23 protein-coding genes and 4 tRNA genes are annotated in these 25,489 nt (G+C 36.5%); all 27 read right to left on the minus strand.

The window, feature by feature from the left end; translation table 11 throughout:
* Nucleotide 1 precedes the first annotated feature (1 nt).
* Entirely contained in the window at nucleotides 2–1,126 is a 1,125-nt protein-coding gene (gene wecB, locus DEU40_RS15935; protein WP_110010763.1) for a non-hydrolyzing UDP-N-acetylglucosamine 2-epimerase, read from the minus strand.
* Between the two features lie 27 nt (nucleotides 1,127–1,153).
* The gene (locus DEU40_RS15940; protein ID WP_110010764.1) at nucleotides 1,154–2,320 is read right to left on the minus strand and encodes a nucleotide sugar dehydrogenase; all 1,167 of its coding nucleotides are present in this window, start codon (nucleotides 2,318–2,320) and stop codon (nucleotides 1,154–1,156) included.
* An 11-nt stretch (nucleotides 2,321–2,331) separates the two neighbouring features.
* The gene (locus DEU40_RS15945) at nucleotides 2,332–3,627 is read right to left on the minus strand and encodes a nucleotide sugar dehydrogenase (RefSeq protein ID WP_110010765.1); all 1,296 of its coding nucleotides are present in this window, start codon (nucleotides 3,625–3,627) and stop codon (nucleotides 2,332–2,334) included.
* A 54-nt stretch (nucleotides 3,628–3,681) separates the two neighbouring features.
* Nucleotides 3,682–6,024, minus strand: coding sequence for a GumC family protein (locus DEU40_RS15950; RefSeq protein WP_110010766.1), 2,343 nt, complete (start codon nucleotides 6,022–6,024; stop codon nucleotides 3,682–3,684).
* Nucleotides 6,025–6,026: 2 nt separating this feature from the next.
* Complete coding sequence (locus DEU40_RS15955; RefSeq protein WP_228406537.1) at nucleotides 6,027–6,737, minus strand: polysaccharide biosynthesis/export family protein; 711 nt, start codon at nucleotides 6,735–6,737, stop codon at nucleotides 6,027–6,029.
* Nucleotides 6,738–7,685: 948 nt separating this feature from the next.
* Nucleotides 7,686–7,759, minus strand: a tRNA-Asp gene (locus DEU40_RS15965).
* Nucleotides 7,760–7,791: 32 nt separating this feature from the next.
* Nucleotides 7,792–7,865: transfer RNA gene (locus DEU40_RS15970), tRNA-Asp, on the minus strand.
* 32 nt (nucleotides 7,866–7,897) lie between these two features.
* Nucleotides 7,898–7,971 (minus strand) — tRNA-Asp (locus DEU40_RS15975).
* Nucleotides 7,972–8,003: 32 nt separating this feature from the next.
* Nucleotides 8,004–8,077 (minus strand) — tRNA-Asp (locus tag DEU40_RS15980).
* Nucleotides 8,078–8,203: 126 nt separating this feature from the next.
* Nucleotides 8,204–8,521 carry a thioredoxin gene (trxA, locus tag DEU40_RS15985; RefSeq protein ID WP_027374941.1) on the minus strand — a complete coding sequence of 106 codons (318 nt, stop codon included), beginning with the start codon at nucleotides 8,519–8,521 and terminating at the stop codon, nucleotides 8,204–8,206.
* Between the two features lie 81 nt (nucleotides 8,522–8,602).
* Nucleotides 8,603–9,778 carry a cysteine desulfurase family protein gene (locus DEU40_RS15990; protein ID WP_110010769.1) on the minus strand — a complete coding sequence of 392 codons (1,176 nt, stop codon included), beginning with the start codon at nucleotides 9,776–9,778 and terminating at the stop codon, nucleotides 8,603–8,605.
* Between the two features lie 2 nt (nucleotides 9,779–9,780).
* A complete protein-coding gene (locus tag DEU40_RS15995; protein WP_110010770.1) occupies nucleotides 9,781–10,248 on the minus strand; it encodes a hypothetical protein in 468 nt (155 codons plus the stop codon).
* Between the two features lie 24 nt (nucleotides 10,249–10,272).
* Entirely contained in the window at nucleotides 10,273–10,860 is a 588-nt protein-coding gene (locus DEU40_RS16000; protein ID WP_110010771.1) for an HAD family hydrolase, read from the minus strand.
* A gap of 3 nt (nucleotides 10,861–10,863) precedes the next feature.
* Nucleotides 10,864–11,589 (minus strand): SDR family NAD(P)-dependent oxidoreductase, encoded by a 726-nt coding sequence (locus DEU40_RS16005; RefSeq protein WP_110010772.1) that lies wholly within the window; start codon nucleotides 11,587–11,589, stop codon nucleotides 10,864–10,866.
* On the minus strand, nucleotides 11,589–12,908 hold the full coding sequence (locus DEU40_RS16010; RefSeq protein ID WP_110010773.1) for an FAD-binding oxidoreductase: 1,320 nt from the start codon (nucleotides 12,906–12,908) through the stop codon (nucleotides 11,589–11,591). The genes DEU40_RS16005 and DEU40_RS16010 overlap by 1 nt, the downstream gene beginning before the upstream one ends.
* Nucleotides 12,905–13,792 (minus strand): decaprenyl-phosphate phosphoribosyltransferase, encoded by an 888-nt coding sequence (locus DEU40_RS16015; protein ID WP_110010774.1) that lies wholly within the window; start codon nucleotides 13,790–13,792, stop codon nucleotides 12,905–12,907. The genes DEU40_RS16010 and DEU40_RS16015 overlap by 4 nt, the downstream gene beginning before the upstream one ends.
* Before the next feature lie 107 nt (nucleotides 13,793–13,899).
* Entirely contained in the window at nucleotides 13,900–14,589 is a 690-nt protein-coding gene (locus DEU40_RS16020) for an OmpA family protein (protein WP_110010775.1), read from the minus strand.
* Between the two features lie 26 nt (nucleotides 14,590–14,615).
* Nucleotides 14,616–15,107, minus strand: a complete 492-nt coding sequence (locus DEU40_RS16025; RefSeq protein ID WP_047433063.1) for a lipocalin family protein — start codon at nucleotides 15,105–15,107, stop codon at nucleotides 14,616–14,618.
* Between the two features lie 124 nt (nucleotides 15,108–15,231).
* Complete coding sequence (locus DEU40_RS16030; protein WP_110010776.1) at nucleotides 15,232–16,914, minus strand: S8 family serine peptidase; 1,683 nt, start codon at nucleotides 16,912–16,914, stop codon at nucleotides 15,232–15,234.
* A 78-nt stretch (nucleotides 16,915–16,992) separates the two neighbouring features.
* Nucleotides 16,993–17,616, minus strand: coding sequence for a WbqC family protein (locus DEU40_RS16035; protein WP_410493755.1), 624 nt, complete (start codon nucleotides 17,614–17,616; stop codon nucleotides 16,993–16,995).
* A 60-nt stretch (nucleotides 17,617–17,676) separates the two neighbouring features.
* The gene (lepB, locus tag DEU40_RS16040) at nucleotides 17,677–19,323 is read right to left on the minus strand and encodes a signal peptidase I (RefSeq protein WP_110010777.1); all 1,647 of its coding nucleotides are present in this window, start codon (nucleotides 19,321–19,323) and stop codon (nucleotides 17,677–17,679) included.
* A 135-nt stretch (nucleotides 19,324–19,458) separates the two neighbouring features.
* Nucleotides 19,459–20,160, minus strand: coding sequence for a 4-hydroxy-tetrahydrodipicolinate reductase (gene dapB / locus DEU40_RS16045; protein WP_110010778.1), 702 nt, complete (start codon nucleotides 20,158–20,160; stop codon nucleotides 19,459–19,461).
* A 62-nt stretch (nucleotides 20,161–20,222) separates the two neighbouring features.
* Entirely contained in the window at nucleotides 20,223–20,861 is a 639-nt protein-coding gene (locus tag DEU40_RS16050; RefSeq protein ID WP_110010779.1) for a DUF5683 domain-containing protein, read from the minus strand.
* Nucleotides 20,862–21,752 carry a ParB/RepB/Spo0J family partition protein gene (locus DEU40_RS16055; protein WP_110010780.1) on the minus strand — a complete coding sequence of 297 codons (891 nt, stop codon included), beginning with the start codon at nucleotides 21,750–21,752 and terminating at the stop codon, nucleotides 20,862–20,864.
* Between the two features lie 69 nt (nucleotides 21,753–21,821).
* Nucleotides 21,822–22,595: a ParA family protein gene (locus tag DEU40_RS16060; RefSeq protein WP_002981269.1), complete on the minus strand. Its 774-nt coding sequence runs from the start codon at nucleotides 22,593–22,595 to the stop codon at nucleotides 21,822–21,824.
* 165 nt (nucleotides 22,596–22,760) lie between these two features.
* The gene (locus DEU40_RS16065; RefSeq protein ID WP_110010781.1) at nucleotides 22,761–23,609 is read right to left on the minus strand and encodes an energy transducer TonB; all 849 of its coding nucleotides are present in this window, start codon (nucleotides 23,607–23,609) and stop codon (nucleotides 22,761–22,763) included.
* A gap of 323 nt (nucleotides 23,610–23,932) precedes the next feature.
* On the minus strand, nucleotides 23,933–25,219 hold the full coding sequence (locus DEU40_RS16070; RefSeq protein WP_062676417.1) for an adenylosuccinate synthase: 1,287 nt from the start codon (nucleotides 25,217–25,219) through the stop codon (nucleotides 23,933–23,935).
* Nucleotides 25,220–25,489: the final 270 nt, after the last annotated feature.

Genomic DNA, 25,489 nt, shown 5'->3' on the forward strand with positions numbered 1-25,489 from the left:
ATTATTTGGATGATATAAAGTCTACGATTCTTTTACACGCCTTCCCATCTCCATACGGGTTATGAAGCTCACTCATTGATTGATAACGTTCACCATTATCGAGTAAACTTTGTGTTTCTGAAACAATTTTATTTTTATTTGTTCCTACCAAAATGACTGTTCCGGCATCTACTGCTTCGGGTCGCTCCGTTGTATCCCTCATTACCAAAACGGGCTTACCCAAACTTGGAGCTTCTTCTTGAACCCCTCCTGAGTCCGTAATGATCATATAAGATTTATTCATAAGCCAAACAAATGCAGGATAAGCTAGAGGAGATATTAGATGAATATTATCAATTCCTGATAAAATTTTATAAACAGGTTCTTTTACATTTGGATTTAAATGAACAGGATATATCACCTGTACATCTGGATTGTTAATGGCAATTTCTTTAAGTGCTTCACAAATATTTATAAATCCTTCTCCGTGATTTTCGCGTCGATGACCAGTTACCAATATAAGTCTCTTTGAGGAATCAACAATACTTTTCAAATAATCAATTTCATTATTATCGGATAGTGTGCTGACTCTTTCAGTACTATCCAATAATGCATCGATAACAGTATTACCGGTTACAAGAATATTTTCGTTTTTTATATTCTCATTTAACAAATTTTGTTTCGATTGTTCGGTTGGTGCAAAATGGTAATCTGATATACGTCCTGCAACCTGACGATTTATTTCCTCTGGAAATGGTGATCTTTTATTATGCGTTCTTAATCCTGCTTCTACATGGCAAACTTTAGCTCCTGCATAAAAAGATGCGATACTTGCTGCCATTGTAGTTGTTGTGTCTCCATGAACATAAACAAAATCAGGTTTAAATTCCTCTAGAATAGGACGAAGTCCTGTAATAATATCAGCTGTAAGAGTGTATAGATTTTGATTAGGCTTCATTAAGTTCAAATCATAATCAGGCTTTATTTCAAAAAAATCAAGTACTTGATCCAACATTTCTCTATGCTGAGCAGTCACACAGACCTTTGCTTCAAAATCGTCACTTTTTAAAAATTCCTTTACTAAGGGAGCCATCTTTATAGCTTCTGGACGAGTTCCAAATATAATTAGATGTTTTGTCTTAATCATTAAATTAATTATAATGCAGTTATACTTTTAATCATTACCAAATAGATCCCTTGTGTACACTTTTTCCTGTACATCAGCAAGCTCCGGTGCATTGCGGTTAGAAATAATGACATCGCATTCTTTCTTGAAAAGTTCTAAATCTTTTACTACTCTGGAACCGAAAAAAGACTCTTCATTAAGGGCCGGCTCAAACACTTCCACTTCTACTCCCTTAGCTTTAATCCTTTTCATTACTCCCTGTATGGCAGATGCTCTGAAATTGTCGGAGCCTGCTTTCATGATCAGACGGTAAACACCTACCTTTTTTGGTTTTCTGGCAAGTACAGAATCTGCTATAAAGTCCTTACGGGTCCTGTTGGCATCTACAATTGCCTGGATAATATTATTAGGAACAGCGTTATAATTTGCCAAAAGCTGTTTGGTATCTTTAGGCAGGCAGTATCCTCCGTATCCAAAAGACGGATTATTATAATGTGAACCAATTCTTGGGTCCAGTCCAACACCTTCTACAATCTGGCGGGTATCCAGTTCATGAATCTGTGCGTAGCTGTCTAATTCGTTAAAATAAGCTACCCTCAATGCCAGATAGGTATTTGAAAACAATTTAATGGCTTCTGCTTCGGTAGGATTAGTAAACAAAACCGGAATATCCTTTTTTACCGCACCTTCTTTCAGTAATTCTGCAAAAATCCTTGCCCGCTCGCTCTGCTCCCCGACAATAATTCTCGAAGGATATAAATTATCATATAAAGCTTTGCCTTCTCTCAAAAATTCCGGAGAAAACATTACATTATCTAAATGCATTCTGCTTTTTAACTCTACAGTATATCCCACCGGAACTGTAGATTTAATAATAATTACAGCCTCAGAATTATACTCTGTAATTTCCTTAATTACATTCTCAACACTGCTTGTGTCGAAATAATTGGTAGTGGGGTCATAATCTGTTGGAGTGGCGACAATAATATATTCAGCCTTATCGTAAGCTTCCTTCTTATCTAAAGTGGCTTTGAAATTAAGGGGTTTAGTACTTAGAAACGTACTGATTTCTCCATCTTCAATAGGAGATTTTTTAGAATTAAGCAATTCTACTCTCTCCTGAACAATATCTAAAGCTACAACTTCATTATGTTGGGCCAATAAGACGGCATTAGACAAACCTACATACCCTGTTCCTACGACTGCTATTTTCATTCTCTATTTTTTTATAAACGATTATCGTATTTCTCTAAAATTCCTTTAACATCATATAAAACTCCTCCTTCCTTCAGATAGCGGGAAAGATCAATATTCAGGAATTCATCATGAGAAACTGTAAGAACAATTGCATCAAACTGCCCCTTCACATCTTCAAGAGAATTGGTAGATTGTATACCATATTCATGCATTACTTCTTCTGGATTTGCCCACGGATCATACGTTGTGACTTCTACAGAATAGTCTTCCAGAGCATTGATAACATCTGCAGCTTTCGTATTTCTTACATCCGGACAGTTTTCTTTAAAAGTGATTCCAAGATTCAGTACTTTGGCATCCGTAATGTTGATTCTTTTCTTAATCATTGTTTTTACCACCTCGGAAGCTACAAACTGCCCCATGGAATCATTCAGTCTTCTTGCTGTAAGGATAAGCTCAGAATAATATCCCACGTCCTGCGCTTTTTGGGCAAGATAGAAAGGATCTACCCCGATACAGTGTCCTCCTACCAATCCGGGCTTGAATTTCAGGAAATTCCATTTCGTTCCTGCTGCCTCCAGAACTGCATGTGTATCAATATCCAGGAGATTAAATATTTTGGCAAGCTCATTCACAAAAGCAATATTGATATCACGTTGTGAATTTTCAATAACTTTTGATGCTTCAGCTACTTTGATGGTAGGTGCCAAATGGGTACCTGCTGCAATTACAGATTTATATAATTCGTCAACTTTTTTACCAATTTCCGGTGTAGAACCTGAAGTTACCTTTAAAATTTTCTCTACGGTACGTTCTTTATCTCCCGGGTTGATTCTTTCAGGAGAATATCCTGCAAAGAAGTCCTCGTTAAACTTTAATCCCGAAACTTTTTCCAGCACAGGGATACATTCTTCTTCTGTAACACCGGGATAAACAGTAGATTCATAAATAACAATATCCCCTTTTTTCAATACTTTTCCTACTGTTTCAGATGCTTTATATAAAGGTGTCAGGTCCGGACGATTATGTCTGTCTACCGGTGTAGGAACAGTTACGATATAGATGTTAGCCTCTTTAATATCTTCCAGATCAGATGAGCAAAGCAATCCTTTTGATGAGTTTGAAAACGGATTATCTTTCACTAAAACCGGCTGCAGTACCTCATCTTCTACTTCCAAAGTGGAATCTTTTCCGCTATTCAGTTCTGCAATTCTGGCCTGGTTGATATCAAAACCTACTACGGCATATTTTGTTGCAAATAAACGGGCCAGTGGTAATCCTACATATCCCAATCCGATTACCCCAATTTTATTATGTATATTCATATTAAATGTGATGTTCTTACTTTATTTTAATGTTTATTTTGAAGATAATTTGATTTATTTATTAAAAAGCTTCTGCCACCAGTTTTTCTTCTTATCAGCTGTATATCCGTAACCGTAGCCATAGTTGTATCCGTAGCCATAACCACCAACATTTTTAGAAACATCATTGATTACGAAAGAAACGTTTGATATTTTTGATTCTTTAACCAGTTTATTGGCAAAATCTATTAATATTTTTCTTGATACTCCCGATCTTACCACGTATAATGAAGCGTCGGCTGTATCAGAAATACTCAATGTATCTGAAACAAGCATCAGCGGAGCAGAATCGATCACAATATATTCGTAACGGGACGACATTTCACTGATAAGCTTCTGATAACGACCGTTGGAAAGAAGTTCCTGAGGATTTGGAGGGATAGACCCCGCATAAATCACATCACATTCAGGATTGGTATCTGAAGTATGGATAATATCTTCTACATCTGTCGTTTCATCATATAAATATTCTGTAAGACCGGCATTCTTAACACGTTCATCATCATATCTCTGGATCTGCGGATTTCTGACATCCGAACCAATGAGTAATGATCTTCCGTTTTTGCTTCCCAATGTCAGAGCAAGATTCACAGAAACCAGTGTTTTTCCTTCTCCTTTCACAGAAGAAGTTACCAGTATGACTTTCGCAGAATCTTTCTTAGGGAGTAGAAATTTAAGATTGGAAACCAATATTCTAAATGCTTCAGCCAACTCTGAGAAATCGTTTTTCTGTACAAGGTGATTCTGATTATCTTTAAGAGAAGGAATATCTGCCAGTACCCCAAGTGCTGAATTTTCTGAAATATCAGAACGGTTGTAGATTTTATCATCCCACATAAAGAAAAGATAGAACACTCCAAACGGCAACATCAATCCTAATAGAACTGCAGCTAAAAGAATGATATTTTTCTTAGGTGAAACAGGAGCATCATCAGTATAAGCAGGGTTTACAATTTTAGCTTTCGGAACATTAACAGATAGATTGATTGCATTTTCTTCCCTTTTTTGTAAAAGGAAAAGGAAAAGCTGTTCTTTAAGGTTCTGTTGACGCTCGATACCTCTGTAGATTTTCGACTGTCCCGGAACTTTTTCAATCATTCCAGTACTGGTGGAAATCTGACTGTTTATCTGCGCAATAGATGCCTGGATTGTTGCTTTCTGCTGACGGATGTTATCTCTTACGATTTCTTTTAGTGAAGAAATTTCTTTATTCATTTCTATCACTGCAGGGTTTTCATTGGTTGCCTGCTTCAAAGTTTTATTTCTGGTAATAACCAGCGTATTATATTGTGAAATTGCCTGTTCCAAAGAAGGATTTAATCCTAAATTTGAAGGCATAAGCTGATTATCTCCTTTTGAAGCTTCATTTTGAAGGGAATTAAGAAGATCCAGCTGTGTTTGCTGCTGAAGAAGCTGCTTTGTGTTCTCGTTTGTATTTTGAAGCGCCAATTGAGCCTGAGCCTCTAAGTCGACGATTTGGTTACGGTTCTGGAAGTCTTCTTTCTGATTCTCAACTCCGGAAAGATCCCGTGAAATAACTTCTAATCGTTTATCGATAAACTCCTGTGTATTCTGAGCCTGTAAGTTTTTATCTCTTAGTCCATCCAGATTATACTGTTTGGTTACTTCATTAAGAATAGCTTCTGATTTTTCGGGAACAGTTCCCACGATGCTGATGTCCATAAGCATCGCTTTCTGGTCCGGAAGATCAACCTGGATTTTCTTTTCTAAAGATTTTACCTTCTCTATTGGATTCCAGAAAACAATTTTATACTTATTTTTAAAGGTAAGGCCCGGAACTTTTTGAAGAACTACAGTTCCAAAATCTAGTATCAGGTTTTTACCAAAAGTTCCCTTTACTTTTTTGTTTTCCTTATCCTCCAGAACAAATTCATTTCCATTTACTTCTTTTACTTCATATTCGGAAGAAACAAATTTCTTGACATTTTTATAAGAAATAATTTCTGCAACAATGGGTACCTTGGTAAACAATTCGGAATCCCTTATCTCACCCGAATTATAATATTGTATATTAAGATTTAGATTTTCAACAACCTTCATCAGGATGGGTCTTGAGTTTACTACAGCTACTTCGCTCTTTAGTTCATCTGCATTTCCTAAACCAAGTCCTAAGTTATCGAGATCAATTAATGCACCTGTTAAATCAGACTGTTTTTTATCAAATTTTAATGTAGTAGTTGATTGATACTGAGGTACAGCGTATCTCAGATATATAAAGGCCACAATAACAAATAATAGGACAGATGCTATAAACCAAGGCCATTTGACTAAATATTTCCCAATGATCTTTCTTAAATTCAAAGATTCTTCACTTTCCTGAAATTCTATCTGCTGCATATTTATTTACGAGTTAAAGCAATAATAAGTGTACCAGCTGTCAGTAAAGCACCAATAATCTGGAATGTAAGGGCTCTGTTCGGATTCGAGTTAGCCTGAACCTGTTTGTTTTTGTCCGGCTGTACATATAATATGTCATTCTGCTTCATATAATAATAGGGTGAACTGACAATATCAGATCTTGTAAGATCGATATTAACAATCTGATCTGTCCCGCTATCATCGGCACGGATAAGCTTAACATTGGTACGGTCTCCGAAATCCGTCATATCACCTGCAAGCCCAAGTGCCTGAAAAATATTGATTTTTTGAGAAACACTTTCTTTCTGCCCCGGTTCCTTCACCTCTCCTAAAACACTTACATTGAAATTTTTAAGGGTAATGGTCACCAATGGATCTGTCAGATATCTCTTAAGACGTGATTCAAGCTCCTGTTTTAGCTGTACCTGTGTCATTCCTTTAACATACACATTTCCTAAAACCGGAAAAGAGATATAGCCTTCTTCATTGACAAGGTATTGACTTGGTTCTACATATTGGTTAATTCCCCTGCTAGCGTCACCCCCTACCTTATTTGCAGTATTAAGGTTAAAAGGCTTCACTGCTATTTCGTCAAGTGCAGATACAAGAATCATGAGAGCATCTCCTTCCTGAATATGTAAGCCCTGAAACTTAGCTTTTGCAACCTCTTCTTCCATATTATGCTTTGACATATATACCATATTCTGCTTCGGTCTGCATGATAATAAAGTAACCGATAACAGTACTATATATGCAATAATAGTTTTATTCATATGTTATTATTCTTATCTACTTGTGTTATTATTTAGGTTTATCGAACTAATTTCAACTATATTTAAATACATATTGTAATAAAACGACTATACTATTTAAATATTTTAAAGCGTGCTTTAAATTCTCATGTTAAAAATCACTTCTTTCTCTAGCAATTTTCATTCCGTTTAAAAACAAAATGATGAAATTATTATTTCAATATGAACTTTTTTATTTATTTAATTCTTTAATTTTAATTATATGCTTCATTTTCAGATATTCTATATTGTTTGTAAATTTTTGACGACATTTTCTTTTTACAATTCATCAACTCAATTTCCTCAATTCAATCCTGACATCATCATGTTTATGTCATGAGGAATTTTTCTGACACATTCATTATTAAGAAATGTGGCGGCCATTTTGAATATTAGAAAAACAAGGAAAAATAAAAACAGAATAGTAATCTCTATCAGCGAAAATATTTTTTTATCCTGATATCCATTAAAAGTAATTGGTAAGTTCGGACTAATCGGGTGAAAATATAAAACCAAAGCAAGAAAAAAAACAGCTAAAATATAAACAGGAAAAACCAACCATTCAGACATATACATTAAGCCTCTGATCTTAAAAATATTTCCCATATACAATAAATCTAAATTTCATTCTCATTAATTCATCAGCTAGTGGTTTTTATTGAACGAAGGTAACAATTATTATTAATATTTTTAATATTAATTTTTGTTTAAAACATAAAATTTATATCGAATATTGCAGAAAACTTACATCTTATTCAGGCGATCTACTTATATAAACCGACTCTCCTTATATCATTCCGCTTACAAATGGAAAATAAAAAAGTCTTCTAGAAATAGAAGACTTTTTTGCGATCCGGACGGGACTCGAACCCGCGACCTCCGCCGTGACAGGGCGGCATTCTAACCAGCTGAACTACCGGATCAATTTTTTAAAAAGAAATTGAGAAAACTTCCGCGATCCGGACGGGACTCGAACCCGCGACCTCCGCCGTGACAGGGCGGCATTCTAACCAGCTGAACTACCGGATCAATTTTTTAAAAAGAAATTGAGAAAACTTCCGCGATCCGGACGGGACTCGAACCCGCGACCTCCGCCGTGACAGGGCGGCATTCTAACCAGCTGAACTACCGGATCAATTTTTTTAAAGTAAATTGAGAAAACTTCTGCGATCCGGACGGGACTCGAACCCGCGACCTCCGCCGTGACAGGGCGGCATTCTAACCAGCTGAACTACCGGATCATTATTTTAAAGAACGTCGTTTCTTTTTCGTGGTTGCAAAATTACAACTTTTTTTGTTACCTGCAAATTATTTTAAAAAAAATGCCTCCCAATACTGGAAGGCGTTCATTATCAAACTTATTTTTTTTATAAGTGAGCGCTTAATTTTTCAGCGATTACCTCTTTTGGAGCTACACCTACTAATTTGTCTACTACTTCTCCATTCTTAAAAATAAGAACTGTAGGAATATTTCTGATACCGTACTGCATAGAAATCTCCTGGTTGTTGTCTACATCTACTTTCCCTACTACTGCTTTACCTTCAAAATCTGATGCAACTTCTTCGATGATTGGTCCTAAAGTTCTGCAAGGTCCGCACCATACTGCCCAGAAGTCTACTAATACCGGTTTATCTGATTTTAAAACCGTATCCTGAAATGAGCTGTCTGTAATTTCTAAAGCCATTTTTGTTTCTTTTATTTTAATTAATATTATTTTCTTTTAATCCTTTTGGATATTCAAAATTACGATATTTAAAGCACAAGACTATCTATGCTCAACATTAGTTTTTTCTATAGTGTAATCGCTTGAGATTTCCTTTAATGCGTTCACCAGTGTGTCAATCTCCGCTTTAGTCGTCATATGGCTGAAAGAGATACGTAATGGGGTGCAGTGATCCATTTCATCCTCAGAAAGCACCATCATCATCACCATTGAAGGCTTTGATGCTCCTGATGAGCATGCACTTCCCTGAGAAATTGCAATTCCTTTCATATCCAGCTGAAGTCCTATCAATGGATTTTTATAAGGCAGTAATGCGCTTAAAACTGTATAAAGGCTATTTTCCTTTTCTGCACTTCTTCCGTTGAATTTAATTCCTTCAATTTCAGCAGAAAGTCTTTCAATTGCATAATCCTTGATATTCTGCATATGTTGGGTATATTCTTCCATATGATTCAGGGAAAGTTCTAAAGCTTTTCCTAATCCTACGATACCACAAACATTTTCAGTTCCGGCTCTAAGACTTCTTTCCTGAGGTCCTCCGGTAATAATTCCTTTTAAACCTGTTGCTTTTCTGATAAATGCAAATCCAGCTCCTTTCGGACCATGAAACTTGTGGGCACTACACGATGCAAAGTCCACAGGGATATCAGAGAAGTCAAGGTTCATATGAGCCATTGTCTGCACGGTATCTGAGTGGAAAAGTGCCTGATACTGTTTGCAAAGCTGGGCAACCTGTTTAAGGTTAATGACATTTCCGATTTCGTTGTTGGCATGCATTAAGCTTACCAGTGTTTTTTTATCTGAAGCTTTTAAAAGTTCTTCTAATTTAGCAAGATCAATATCTCCTTTTTCATTCGGACGGATGTAGTTTACCTCTACTCCTTTTCTGTTTTTCATATCCAGAATACTTTCAGAAACGCATTTATGTTCCAGAGGAGAACTGATGATTCTTTCTACCCCAAGGTGTTCTACCGAGGATTTGATGATCATATTATTTGATTCGGTACCACAGGAAGTGAAAATGATTTCAGCAGGAGTTACATGAAGATAGTCTGCAACCTGTCGTCTTACATTTTCAATAAGGATTTTTGCTTCCTGGCCAAAGCTGTGCGTTGAAGAGGGGTTTCCGAAATTCATCTTCATTGTGCCCACCATTGCATCTATAACTTCTTCTGCAAGCGGAGTGGTTGCGGCATTATCTAAATATACTTTATCCATTGTTATTTTGAATATTTTAATTCTACGGAGTTAAACTGATAATCTGCGGGAACAGTAAAAATAAACCACGGGTTTGAAATTACCTGAATTTCCATTCCACCGGAAGGCTCTCCGGCAGGAACTTCTACATACAGAATCTTATTTTTCACAGATATATTTTTAATTTCTTCAATTTTGTGACTTCCAGATCTGAAGGTTCCCAAATTGTATACAACAACTTTTTTATTTTTCGGAAATTGTGGATATTTAATATAAGATTCTTTTCCCAGTTCTGAAATACCAAAACTTCCGCTGATAATATTACGAAAATCCTTTTCGTCTTTAATGATCTTAAAGCCGGGAGCATCGGTTCCTCCCTGATTTTCAGAAACGAGGAGCTCCGTACTTTGCTGCATAACAGAAGACTTCTGAGATGAAGTGCTGGCACAGCCCATAAAGAGTACTGCACATGCAATGATCAGGCTTTTCATTTTTTACAATTTTATCTCCCAAAATTAGTGAAAAAATTGGTAATGTCCCTCATTTGCCCATTTCAACATTGGCCGATCTCCGGAAGTATCACCAAATGCAATAATTTTATCGTACTTGGAATCGTTAATTTCCTCTTTGATTCTTATCAATTTTTCCTTTCCGTTACAATTTTTTCCTACAAAGTTTCCGGTGAAAATACCGTTTTTAAACTCTGCTCGCGTAGAAACAAGCTCCATTTTCAGTTCTTCAGCGAATGGTTTTACCCAGATATCCAATGAAGCGGTTACCAATAAACTCTGTGTACTATTCCTATCGATATTTTTTATAAAATCCAATGCATTCTCCCTTACTATTTTAGGGTAGTGCTGTTCAAAAAACTGTTTAGACTTCTGTTCAATTTTCTCCTGGGTCTGTCCTCTTAAAATAGAACCGATAAAGCTTTTTTTCACTTTTTCCGTTTCAGCCAGTTTTAGCTTCAACAGGATAAAAAGAGGTACGTGTCTCAAAAATTGTATACGGTATTTTGTTGAATCGTAAAATTTAAGATACATAAACATGGTATCCTTATATGTCAGGGTTCCGTCAAAATCAAAACAATACAATTTTTTCATTTTTTAAAGCTTTAATTTCTTGAATATAAACTCAGGAATATTACTGATAATCATCATAATAATACTCCAAACCGGCAAAACATATGCCACATTTCTCTGTTTTTTGAAGGCTTTATAAATACAGGAAGCTGCCTGTTTTGGCGTTGCTGTCAGTTTCGGATTTAAAGGCAGGCCTTCTGTCATTTTGGTTGCCATAAACCCTGGTTTTATCGTAAGAACGTGCACTTTTTTATCAAAAAGATAATTTCTCAAACCACTCAGATAAGCCGTAAAAGCTGCTTTTGCACTTCCATAGATAAAGTTACTCTGTCTTCCCCGGTCTCCTGCCACTGATGAAAGACCGATAATCGTTCCGGATCTTCTGCTTTCAAATTTTTGAGCAAAATAATTCATGACAGGCACCAGTTTTGAATAATTGATATCAATGATACGCTCTGTATTTCTATTATCATATAATCCTTCTTCTGTTCCTTCACCCAAATATCCTACGGCACAAAATAATACATTTGAATTGATATTATCAAATCTATTGTAATCAATTTCTTTTGTCAGATCCAATTCAATGACTTCCGCCTGCTGCAGAAACTTTACATCAAGATGTCTTGCAAAACGCTCTGTAGTTTCTTTATTTGAGGTAAAAAGATAGATTTTTTCAAACTTTTCTCCTTCCTGAAGTGCTTTTTCCACAAAAGCCTGTGCTACTTCAGATGTACTTCCCAGAACTATCATTACGAATTGTTATTTATGATTCTTTTGTGCTGTAAAGACACAAATTTAGGATTTTGAATATTTTTCAGGTAGTTGGTAAGCGATGATCTGCTCATGCTGTCTTTGGTAAGATAAATTCTTCCTCCAAACTCCTGAACAATAGCATCCAACTGATCTACCAGTTTTTTCAGTTTTGAATTGACTTTAAAATCCAGCGCCAATGTATACCCTTCCACAGGGAATGAGTTGTAAGCCTGAGGATTATTTTTTCCAAAAAGTTTTAAAACTGCTAAGAATGATCCGTTTCCGCTTTTGGCGATCGTTTCAAGGATTCTTTTCATTCCTTCTTTTCCAGTTTCTTTAGGAATGACCATCTGATACTGTATAAAACCGGACTTCCCATAGATCTTATTCCAATCTGTGATCGCATCCAAAGGATAGAAAAACGTTTCATAATCGATAAAGTTTTTCACTTCTTTTTTAGACTGCTTTTTATAGTATAACCAATTGAAAATTTTTACGGTAAGGGCATTCAGTACAAATCCCGGAAAATAAAAAGGAACTGTAGGAGAAAATTTCTTCTTCAATCTCAATGGTGTTTTGGAAAAACTCTGGGGAAGTTCATGCTGAAAAGCATGTTCTCCTCTCATGAGAATACTTCTTCCGATATTTTTTCCTTTCTGAAGACAATCAATCCAGGCCACCGTGTAGGTCCAGTTTTCACTTTCATCGAACAGCTTAAAGATCTCATCCAGATTGTCTGCTTTGATACTTTCCTGACGAATGTATGCGGACTCTATATTTTTAAGTTTAAATTTTGCTGTGAGAATAATACCGGTAAGTCCCATTCCACCAATGGTAGCCCAGAACTTTTCTGTATTTTCCTCCCTGGAACAGGTAATGATCTCCCCTTTCTCATTCATGAGCTTGAATTCAAGCACATATTCTGAAAAACATCCTTCTGCATGATGATTTTTTCCATGAACATCGGATGCTATAGCACCTCCTACCGATACAAATTTTGTCCCGGGAGTAACGTATAGAAAATATCCCTGCGGAACCGCTATTTCCAGTACATCTGAAAGCAGCACTCCGGATTCACATTCTATGATCCCGTTCAGACGGTCAAAATTGATGAACTTATTTAATTTTTTTGTTGAAAATATAGCTTCTCCCAATGAAGCATCTCCATAACATCTCCCATTTCCTCTCGCTATGACTTCGTTGTGATTGAGTACAAATTCTTTTATTTTTCTGAAACTGTCCTCAGATCTCATTTCCTTCTCTACTATTGGGAAATTTCCCCAGTTGGTAACTTTCTGTATGAAATTCGGCTTCATTTCTTAAAATAAATTTGAATTAAAAATGCAACGACCCAAAGCAATAAAGTAGCCTGTATATAACGGTCTCTGTACACGATTTTTGTTGGAGATTCCGTTCTGTTGTAAACAAGGGTCTGCTGAAGATATCTTAACAATGCAAATACAACGAAAATCACTGTATAAAAAACTCTTTCATGAAATCTTTCCTGAACTTCCGGAGAGAGCGTAAACATCAGGTAGCAGACAATAGCCAGTGTAATAGAAATGGATAAAGCAATATCTGCAAACTGAACGTTATAGCCATCCAGTGCTTTTCTTGTTTTTCCTGAAACCTGGGCATTGATAAGCTCTCCCCTTCTTTTTCCTATAGCCAGTACCAAAGCCAATACAAAGGTCAGCAGAATCGCCCATTGCGAAATGCTGATTCCGGTAATATAACCTCCAGCCAGTACACGCAGGACAAATCCTATGGCAATAATAAAAATATCAATAATAGGAACGTGTTTAAGCCTGAAAGTATAGGCAAGATTCATAACTACATAAAATCCTATGATGATTGCAAATTTCCAAAGAAATTCATGGAAATAAAGTTGAGTAAAAAATACAAGACCAATATCAGCAATGATAAGACCTATAAGAATTCCTATCGCTTTTGATTTTGAAATAGCTCCACTCGCCAAAGGTCTTCTCCTTTTCTCAGGGTGTTTTCTGTCTGCTTCAATATCATTATAATCATTCAGGATATAAACAACACTTGCTGCAAGTGAAAATATGACAAATGCAAAAATGCTTTTGAGAAGCAGATCTGTATTGGTAATATTACCTGAAAAGAACAGAGGGACAAATACAAAAAGGTTTTTCACCCATTGCTCCACACGGAGCAGTTTTAAATATTTCTTCATTTATGTTATTTCAAATACAAAAATAATAAATTCAAAATTTCTAGCATAAAAATACAAAAAAAACCGCCGGGGCGGTCTTTTACGAAAATATTTATATATTAAATTAACTATTGCCCTTGTTTGGCATCGTTAATCATTTTTTCATTGGCAGTAATAGCAAACTCTACTCTTCTGTTTTTAGCTCTTCCTTCTTCAGTATCGTTGCTAGCTACAGGCATTGCTTCACCTTCACCTTTTGTAAACATTCTGTTTGATGCAATTCCTTTTCCTGATAAATAGGCTTTCACAGCATCTGCTCTTCTTTGAGAAAGTTTAAGGTTGTATGCATCTGCACCTTTGCTGTCTGTGTGACCATAGATATTGATGTTTGTATCCGGATTATTAGCCAGTACTTCAGCTAATTTATCAAGGTTGGTCTGTGCAACAGAAGTAAGGTTTGAAGAGTCGAAAGCAAAGTTAACGATACTTTCATTCATAGTTACCTTAATACCATCTCCTACTCTTTCTACCTGAGCACCTGGTAAAGTTTCTTTAATATCTTTCGCCTGCTTATCCATTTTGTTACCGATAACGTTACCAGCAACACCACCGATAATACCTCCCAATACAGCTCCGATAGCTCCGTTTCCTCCTTTACCTACATTATTACCAAGGATACCTCCAAGTACTGCTCCGGAAGCTGCTCCTACGGCTGTACCTCTTTGTTGGTGATTTGAATTCTGAACCGCTTCACAGCTCGTCAATAATAATGCTGATGACAAGAAAAGGGCTCCTACGTATGTTTTTGTAAATTTCATTTTTTTTGATCTTTTATGTTGATAAATTATTTCATTCCGGTTCTCTGGAAGTTGTAAACTACTTTTACATTACCTCCTTCAAAAGGAACATCTTGCTCAAGTGAAAACTGATCTGTACTCTGATTAATCATTGTAAGACTGTAACCTGCTGTATTTTGTTTAGCTTTTGTACCTGAAGCAATTTTTTTAAACATAAACGTATTACCGCCTTTTACTTCAAATTTGATTGGTTGTGTAATTGCCGGGCAATCTCCACCACCGTTTAAAGTATACGCTCCTGTCCAGTTATTGGGAATCAATCTCCAGTGGCTTCCTACGAAGCACTGTGCGTCTGCACCTTCATCAAAAGGCTTAATTTTATAACCTTTATCATAATCTATGCTTACAATCTGCCAGTCTCCTTTCATTTTCAGGAAGTCGGCTCTTTGATTTTGAGATGTAGCTGCTTTGTTAACAGAGGAACACGAAACTGCAAAAAGTGATGTTCCCAACATCCCTGCAAGTAGTAACTTTTTCATTTTGTTGTTTATTATTTTGTTACTATAAAGTTACAAAAAACCGTGCCAAAATTTAAAATAAAAAATAAAAAGTCCGAAAAAATTCGGACTTTTTATGGTTTCTCCTTAAACACAGGGAGATAAATTATTTTTTAACAACCTTTTTTACGGATTTCGAAGGCTTGGCTGTGCCTGTAGTTTTTCCTTTATAAAAGTTGGTATAAGCATATTCTGCAGCTTTTTTCAGGTCGATAACTCCACCTGCCTGAGATTGGTCACCAAAACCATCTGCTGTACTCGGGTTGCTGCTTTTCACAAGGGCTTCAATAATCTGATAAGGTTTCAGATCCGGCATGTAAGCCAGCAAAACAGCAGCTCCTCCCGCTACTACAGGGGAAGCCATTGAAGTACCCTGAAGGTATTTATATTCGTTTTTAGGAACGGTAGAATAGATTTCTTCTCCCGGAGCAAAAACGTTCACCATCTTTTTATTGTAATTAGAAAAATCTGCTCTCAGCGCATTATTTTTATTGGTACTTGCCCCTACCACAAGAACGTTGCTTACAAATGGTTTCTCATCTGTAACATTTTTAAAGTTGGTAGGATATGCCAGATGTTCTGCGACATCTTCATTTTCGTTACCTGCAGCTTTTACTAAAAGAACACCTTTATCTTCAGCATATTTGAAGGCATCCCAAACCACATTTTTACCAGGAGAAACAGGTTTTCCAAAGCTCATATTTAAAACTTTCGCACCATTATCTACAGCATATCTGATCGCATTGGCAACATCTTTATCTCTTTCATCACCATTCGGAACTGTTCTTACAGACATAATTTTAGCCACTTTGGAAGCTACTCCGTACTGAACTTCTTTTCCTTGCGGAAGTCCGGCAATAATACCTGCCACGTGAGTTCCATGTTCTGCATCCGGTCCTTCATAATGATTATTTCCATAGATTTTTTCAGAATAGTCATCATAGTTATCCCCTACAATTTCTTTTCTCGGATCATAGGAAAGGTCATATTGTTTTGCTGCAGGAGCAAAATGATCGATGGCTTCTTTCATTTCTTCCTTCATCTTTTTTTCGAATTCCTCTGCTGATTTTCCTTTGAATTCCGGATTTTGGGAGATCTGGCCTAAAAATTCCTTCGCAATGGCATCTCTCTGATCTGTCGGAGCTTTGATCGCAGCAATAGTTTCAGCGGTTACAGGCTTACCTGCAAGCAGTTTTACCATATTAGGAATCAGTTCGTTCAGCATAGAATAAGTCTGAAAGTTTTGTTTTGCCTCGATACTTTTTTTATTGAACATATCTTTGGCTTTCATATACATCTCAAACTCTTCCTTCATCTTAGCCTGGTTGGCTTTATTTTTTGTGGAATCATCACCTTCGAAGACAGGTTTATATTTGGCAACTACTCTTGTCACCTCCATGTTATCGATATCAATATCACCGTTTTTACCTCCTATAAAGTTCCATCCGTGTACGTCATCAATATATCCGTTTCCATCGTCATCTTTTCCATTTCCGGGAACTTCGTTTGGATTTGACCATAGGTTTTTTACCAATCCCGGATGATCTACCTGTACTCCACTGTCTAATACACCCACCACGACGGTTTTAGGCTTCAGACCTTTAGATTCCAGGTATTTATAAGCATTTGCTGTATTTACCCCGTATACTTTTGAAGTTGCAAAATCTTTATGATACCATGTCATCAGATCTTTATCTTCGTTGGGATCAATACTTTTAGCTTTAGATTCCTGTGCAAAAGAGAAACTAAAACCTGCAAAAAAAACTGCAGCTAATAATACCTTTTTCATATGTTGATATTTAATTTTTTAAAGAGATATGCCAATCACCATCATCATCTGTTTTATACTTTACCAACAGTGATTGTACTAATATTGTTGTTTTATATTTTTTATATATACGAGTGATTCCGGGCCTTTATTACAAATAAGATCAAGAACCGACAGGTCTTCCAAAAATCCGAATTTATCAGAGAATGTCTGGTAATATTCTTCCATCTGAAATTCTGAAGGAAGTTTTGCCGAAAACTTTTCTCTGAAATTAATACTCTCCGGATTTTTGATATATTCTTTATTCAAAGAGTGTGCCTTTTCTGTTTTCAGTATCTGTTGGATGACTTCTATCCCTTTAAGGTTAAAATCCAAAAGGAATTTTTCTTTAAGGTCAAATATTTTCCTGAACTTATCTTCATAATACTCAAAATAAGGAGAGCTTTGATATGCGGTCTTAATGGATTTCCAATGAAGCGTTCTCCAGTCTTCGCGGTAAGAAATTTCAACATCTTTGAATTCTCTTTTCCCATTATGATTGATGGGAATTATTAATGATAATTTTCCGTTGGCACCATAAATATTGGCCCTGTTTCTATACGTCTGCTTCGGAAAGTTTTCAAACTGTTCAAATACAATTTCATTTTCAGGATTTAAAAACACTGAAAACCATGAGATTGGGGGCATATAAAATGCCGGTAATAATACATTCTTCATATTCATAATGCAAAAATGAAGTATTTTTTCAAATACTTCATTCTATTTTACGTTTAATTTTTTTTATTAATTGTCTTCAGTTTTTTTCTTTCTGAATAATTTCATGAAATACTCCCATCCGAAGAACAAGATCAGGATCATTGCTGCAATCCACCAGTAAGAGGTTTTATTGGCTTCTCCTGTATTAGTTGCTTTGAACATTCTTTCCCAACGGATTTTCTTAGGGGCCTGATACGTTGAACTTGCATCCGGGAATACTCCCTGTACGCTCATCCATGTAAACATTGGTTTTCCAACAATATTTTCTTCCGGAACGAAACCAAAGAATCTTGCATCCAATGACGCATCTCTGTTGTCCCCGATCATCATATAATAATCCTGTTGAATGGTATACTGATTCGCTTCTTTACCATTAATGAAGATCTTTCCGTTTTTCTTTTCTAAACTGTTGTGTTCATATTCAGAAATGATCCATTGGTACATTGGAAGTGTCTCCTGATTGATCGCTACCACATCTCCTTTTTTAGGAATTCTAACCGGGCCGTACCAATCCTGATTCCAAGGTTTGTTGATCGGGAAAATAGATTGTGTGGTATCAATTTTAGTTTTAGCTTCGTCTCTGTAATATACTGCAGCTTCTCCTTTTGGTGAAACTTCTTCCTTCATATCAATAACATGAGGAAGCTCTTTAATTTCTTTGGCAGTTTTATCCGTTAAACCCTGGAATCCATAAAGGAAACCTCCGTTATCCTGCTGTACTTCCTGAACCGGTAAAAATCCGTACGCTTTGTATAAAGTAGGAATATCCAATTGCGCATCAGTCGTTACAATATATCTGTGCTGTACTTCCTGATCTCCTAAAACAGTCTCCGGCTTTCCGTTAACGAAAAGTCTTCCGGCTCTCATTTCAAAAGTATCTCCTGCTGTAGCCACACATCTTTTTACGTAAGGATCTTTTCTGTCAATAGCAGTATGGACGGAATCCTGAGGATAGTTGAAAACCACCACATCATTTTTCTGTGGCTTGTTGAATTGTAAGATTCTTGTGTAAGGAAGCTTCACTGCATCTACGTAAGACTTTGGATCATCTTTCGGGTTTCCTTTCTGTCCTGTATCCATAATGGTTCCCTGAAGGAAAGGTATGGCTACCGGACGCATTGGAAGTCTGTATCCATAGCTCCATTTGTTTACAAAAAGGAAGTCACCCACCAATAATGTTCTTTCCATAGATCCTGTAGGAATCCCGAAAGGCTGTGTTACAAAAACGTGGATAATAGTGGCAAAAACTACCGCAAAGGTAATGGAACCAATGAATGTATCTTTCTTTTTATCGTTTTTCTCTTCTTCTGTAAGAAACAGGTCGTTTGCATTTTCATCTTCTAACTCTACATCTTTCGAATAGTTGATGACCGCCATATAAATAAACGGCAGAATCACGGTAAGAATCTGATCTTTGAAAAGTGTTTTCCCAAACTTTTTCACTAAATAAAGGTGGAAAACCGACATCATAATGGGGCCTACTATCGGAAGATAAGACATGATTGCCCACCATTTCGGATGTTTTGTTTCTTTGAGAATAATGAAATAGTTGTAGAAAGGGATAAAAGCAAACAGAGGGCTATATCCCATTTTCTTGAACAGTTTCCAAGATGAAATCCCCATCAGTACGGATAGTATGAGGACATACACTGTATAAGTTAAAAAATAATTCATAAATTTTTGTGCCTATTCTTAAGATATAAATAATAAAAATGATGAGTAATAAATGATAAAAGCAGTCCGCTGTTTACAATTCACTATTCATCATTTTCTGCTTATTGGTCTGCAATTTACAGAATTTGTTACAAATTAAAGCCCCAAAACGTCTTTCATTGCGAAGTTTCCTTTTTTATCTTTAATCCACTCAGCAGCTACTACCGCTCCCAGTGCAAAACCGTTTCTATTGAAAGCGGTATGCTTGATCTCGATTTCGTCCACTTCACTTCTATAATATACGCTGTGTGTTCCCGGAACTTCGTCTTCACGTACCGCAAAAATTCCAAGCTGCCTCCCTTCTGTTTCTTCCAGTTTCCAGGCATCGAATTTCGGATTGTTCTGAATGATTCCCTCAGCGATAGAAATTGCAGTCCCACTTGGAGCATCTTTTTTATGGATGTGATGAATTTCTTCCAGCTGGCAAGAGTATTCATCTACGTTTTTCATCAGGTCTGCCAACTTTTCGTTCAGAGCAAAGAATAAATTCACGCCTAAACTAAAGTTAGAACCATATAAGAAAGCAGTTCCATTATCTACTGCTAGTTTTTCAATTTCAGCTTTTTGATCAAGCCATCCTGTTGTTCCGCAGATCACGGGAATTTTATTTTCAAGGCAAGCTTTGATGTTTTCAAAAGCTACTTCCGGCAGTGAAAATTCAATCACAACATCCGGATTATTAAGATTCTCAGCAGTCGGGGTTTCCTTCAGACGGGCAACTACTTCATGACCTCTCTTCTGTGCGATCTCATCAATGATCTTACCCATTTTACCGTAACCAACTAATGCTATTTTCATATAATCTTATTTATTTTTAATGCTGCATTCAATCTTCAGACCTTCTGCAGATATGTTGTATTTTAAAATCTGTAACTTAAACTGAAACCTGTTTTTGGTGCGCTGAAGCCATACTGGTCCTGAATAACCGATGGCTTAAACACCAGATCCGGATCATGACGGCTTTCATAAAGATGAGCGTCTACTACAGCATCTACAATATTCAGAATATAAATCAAACCTGTAATGGCAATGGCATAATCCCTTTGTCTTTTGGCTCTGTCCTGTGCATTCCCCAAAGCTTTTTTGTCCAGCCACGGGTGACTGTCTACAAATTCATTGGGAGTACCATTCAGTTTTGCCACGTAATATTCACGATATTTTTTGTATTGGTTATCATTCCATACGGCAATACCAACCCCAGCACCTACCGCTCCCCAGACAATAGGAATTTTCCAGTATTTTTTGTTATAAAACTGTCCTAATCCGGGTAAAACTGCAGAGTACAATCCTGCTCTGGTAGGATTAAGCTTTAAGGTTTTTGCTGTGGGACCGTTTGCTTTTTCAAGATCTTCAATAATCTTTGATTCTGTTTTGCTTGGTTTTACCACACGAGGTTCTTCTTTCGGAGGAGTCTGCATCCGAACGGTATCGATAGGTTTTACTTGTGAGTAAGCCAGTGAAGCGATACACAAGAAAAATGTGAAAAATATTTTCTTCATTTATTTAATATGGGATAAAATATATTCCAGCTCTTCTTCATTTTTAAAGTCCAGAACAATTTTACCTTTTTTACCATTTCCAGAAGCTTTGATCTCTACTTTCACGTCTAAGATATCAGCAATGGTCTTCTGGGCTTTTTTATAGTTATTGGAAAGCTCCACTTTTGCTTTTTTGGCAGCAGGAGACTTCGGGTTCTTCAATGCAGCAGCAGCCTGTTCAGCCTGACGAACGTTTAATTTTTCTTTGATAATAAGATCAAATAAAATCTGCTGATCTTCTTCACTTTCAAGACTAATAATCGCTCTTCCGTGTCCTGCAGAAATCTCACCGCTTCTGATAGCATTCTGAATATCCGGATTTAATCTTAGCAGTCTGATAGAATTGGTAATTGTACTTCTGTCCTTTCCTATTCTCTGGCTCAGGTTTTCCTGAGTAAGACCGATTTCCTCCAAAAGCCTGTGATAAGTTAATGCAATTTCAATAGCATCAAGGTCTTCTCTCTGGATATTTTCAACAAGAGCCATTTCAAGAAGCTCCTGGTCATTAACTAAACGGATATAGGCAGGAATAGTCGTTAATCCGGCAATTTTAGTTGCCCTGTAACGTCTTTCCCCGGAAATGATTTCAAACTTCTCCCCGTCTTTTCTCAGGGTAATCGGCTGGATTACGCCTAAGTTTTTAATAGACTGCGCAAGTTCGTTTAATGCTTTTTCATCAAAATAAGTTCTCGGCTGCGTTGGGTTCGGATAGATATCTTCAAGCGCAACTTCCACAATATTCCCCACAAACTTATCTGCTCCTTCATCAGTAGCGGAATTGATCGTTGCTTTGGATTCTGCACTTAAAATGGCGCCCAGGCCGCGTCCCATAGCTCTTTTTTTGTCCTTCATAGATATAATTGATAAATGATGTTTGAGAAGTGATGACCAGCATTCACTTATTGCCCATTTATTATTAATTTAATTCTTTATTAAGTTTTCATTCTTCAAAAGAACTTCTTCAGCTAGCTGAATATACTGAACAGCTCCTTTACTTTCCGCATCATAGTTCAGGATACTTTCCCCGAAACTTGGTGCTTCACTCAATCTTACGTTTCTGCTGATAATGGTTTCAAAAACCATCTCAGGGAAATGTAAATTTACTTCTTCCACAACCTGATTGGATAGTCTCAATCTGCTGTCGTACATGGTTAAAAGAAGACCTTCAATTCCAAGATCTTTATTATGGATTTTCTGAACATTTTTAACAGTGTTCAACAATTTCCCAAGTCCTTCTAATGCAAAATATTCACACTGGATCGGAATGATTACAGAATCTGCTGCTGTAAGAGCATTTACCGTAATAAGACCTAAACTCGGTGCACAGTCGATGATAATATAATCATAATCATCCCTTACACTTGCCAATGCTTTTTTCAGCATATACTCACGGTCTTCCTTGTCTACCAATTCAATTTCCGCTGCTACCAGATCGATATGTGACGGAATAATATCCAGGTTGGGAGTTGCCGTTCTTTTGATACAGACTCTTGTATCTGCACTATGCTCCAGAAGATTATAGGTAGAATACTGAACATCCTCAACACCCAAACCGGATGTTGCATTCGCCTGAGGGTCAGCATCAATAATTAATATTCTTTTTTCCAATACTCCTAATGCTGCTGCCAAATTTACAGCGGTGGTAGTTTTACCAACACCTCCTTTTTGATTAGCAATACCTATGATTTTTGCCATTATTAGAACTTTAAGTTTCAAAAATACACTTTTTTCTTTGCTCTCGGTGAGTGGGGAAAATCAAAATTGAGTTAAAATATTGTTAATAAGCAATTTAACGATAAAAAAAAATTATCCACAAAAAAAATTCTTTGTGGATAACTATTTGAAATTTACTTTTCCGTATTAATTATCAAATTTCATAGAGATGGGAAATTTGAAATAACTTCTTACGAATTCTCCTTTTTTGTTTTTGGCCGGTATCCATTTTCCTTTGTTGGAAATTGATTTAATAGTTCTCATTGCCTCATTGTTAAAATCGGCGTTGGTTCCGTTAGCTTTTACCCCTGAGATGGTTCCGTCCATTTCTACAATAAAGGTAACTGTCGTCTTTACAACATCTTCGGATTCAAATCCTGAACTGTCGAAGCTGTTCATTACTTTATTTCTGAAGGAGTCTATTCCTCCCGCAAAATTGGCTTCTACCCCAAGTTCTCCTGCTTCAGCAATTTTACTTTTGTCCACCGGATCAGCAATCACAGGCGGAGGTGTTGTCATTACAGGACCTGTTCCCACTGTTAGTGTCGGAACATTGGGTGTCTTCGGCGCAACAGGATCTCCTTTAAAATTGTCTTTAAATCCTGCTACAGCATCATCAGGAATGGGATCTTTTTTCACATTATCCTGAGCTGTACTTGATGGTGTAGGCACTGTACTGTCAAATGTTTTTGTATTGGGTGCGACCTCAGGCTTTACCAGAGTAATTTTTACCGGCGGAGCAACAGGATCATCAGGAATTAATACTGGTGGAGGAAGTACATACCCTCCATCTGTTATAACTTCTACAGGTTTCAATGCAGAAATCACAAATGGCGTGATGGATACTGCAGCCATTAAACTTGCTCCGATAAAAAGCGCTTTGGTTAATATTCTATCTGATTCGTTTCTTAATACATAGGCACCATAGTCTTTATTGCGGTGCTCGAACAGGACTTCGTTGAACCGAAATTCCTGGTTTTGGTTATGTTGTTTCATCACTACTACTATTTAAACTGTTAAAAATTTTGATTATTAGTTTTATTGTTCTTATCGATAAGTACTGTTTCAATATCAAAACATCTGCCAAAATTTTATCAAAACAACATAATATTAGAAAACTTTATGATAATGTTTAAATTTTAACATTTACAAGTAAAAAGTTTATAGAAGAAAAAGGAGTTATTTCTTCTCAAGTAAATGAGAAATAAACTCAATGACTTCTTACCCCTTGCCAAGGTTTAAAACCTTGACAAGGGTCATAAAACAAAAAAAGAGACCATCCCATGATGATCTCTCTTTTATTTTTATCTTTACGAATATTAGAATAATTCTTTTCTGATGATGTTCTGACTTCTTTCAGGACCTACAGAAACTAAGTATACGTTGATTCCTAAGTATTTCTCAATAAACTCGATGTATTTTTGAGCAGTATCAGGAAGTTCATCATAGCTTCTTGCTTTAGTAATATCTTCGCTCCAACCTGGTAAATCCTGATAGATTGGCTCGTAGTTGTATAGCTTTTCTGTTGACGAAGTGAAATAATCGATGATTTTTCCGTCTTCAGTTTTGTAATGTGTTACTACTTTCAGGTTCTCAATTCCTGTAAGAACGTCAAGCTTAGTGATCACAAGGTTGTTGATTCCGTTGATCATACAAGCATGCTTTAAGGAAACAAGGTCTAACCAACCTGTTCTTCTTGGTCTACCTGTAGTTGCTCCGAATTCACCACCGATCTGTCTGATTTTCTCACCCAGTTCGTTATCCAATTCAGAAGGGAAAGGTCCGTTTCCTACTCTTGTACAGTAAGCTTTTGCTACTCCAATAAGGTTCTGAAGTGAAGTTGGCGGAACACCAGCTCCTGAACAAACACCTCCTGTAGATGGAGAAGATGAAGTTACGTATGGATACGTTCCAAAGTCAATGTCAAGCATTAATGCCTGTGCACCTTCGAATAAAACGTTTTTACCGTCTCTGATTGCTTCGTTCAGCTCTAATTCAGTATCAACGATTCTGTCCTGAAGCTGCTTTCCGATCGCTAAATATTCGTTGTAGATTTCTTCAACGTCTAACGTTGGTTTTCCGTAATATTTTTCAAAAAGAGAGTTCTTAACTTTTAAGTTTTTCTCAATTTTATCTCTTAAAATTTCTGGATTTAAAAGGTCTACCATTCTGATCCCGACTCTTGCAATTTTATCTTCATAACAAGGTCCGATTCCTTTTTTGGTAGTTCCGATCTGAGTTCCTCCGTGTTCCTCTTCACGGTAAGTATCCAAAAGGATGTGGTAAGGCATAATAACATGCGCTCTTCTGCTGATAAAGATGTGATCTGTTCTTAAGCCTTTGCTCTCGATCTGACCAACTTCTTTAATGAAAGACTTAGGGTTTACCACTACTCCGTTCGCAATGATACATTTCCCTTTGCATTGAAGAACTCCTGAAGGAAGAAGGTGTAGAACGAATTTCTCATCACCTACATAAACCGTGTGACCAGCATTGTCTCCACCCTGGAAACGTACTACATAATCCGATTTTGCTGATAAAACATCCGTGATTTTTCCTTTGCCTTCATCTCCGTACTGAAGACCTACAACTACATAAGTTGACATATTTTACTTTTGTTTTTAGATTCGTGCAAAATTACTTTTAAAAAATTGGGTGAGCAAATTTGAGAGGAATTTTATTTTGGGGTGGGGTGAAAATCATGAGGTTGAACGGAATAATTTTTATATTTGATTTATTACAATTATCTCAAAAACATCTTTTTTTAACCGTATTTTATCTTAAAGGATTTGCAAATGAAAATGAACAATTTAAAATATTTAATGTAAAAACAAAAAGATTTAAGCAAAAAGGAAATTTCTTTTCTTCTTCTTCTC

This window comes from Chryseobacterium sp. AG844, assembly GCF_003182335.1.
GTDB lineage: Bacteria > Bacteroidota > Bacteroidia > Flavobacteriales > Weeksellaceae > Chryseobacterium > Chryseobacterium cupriresistens.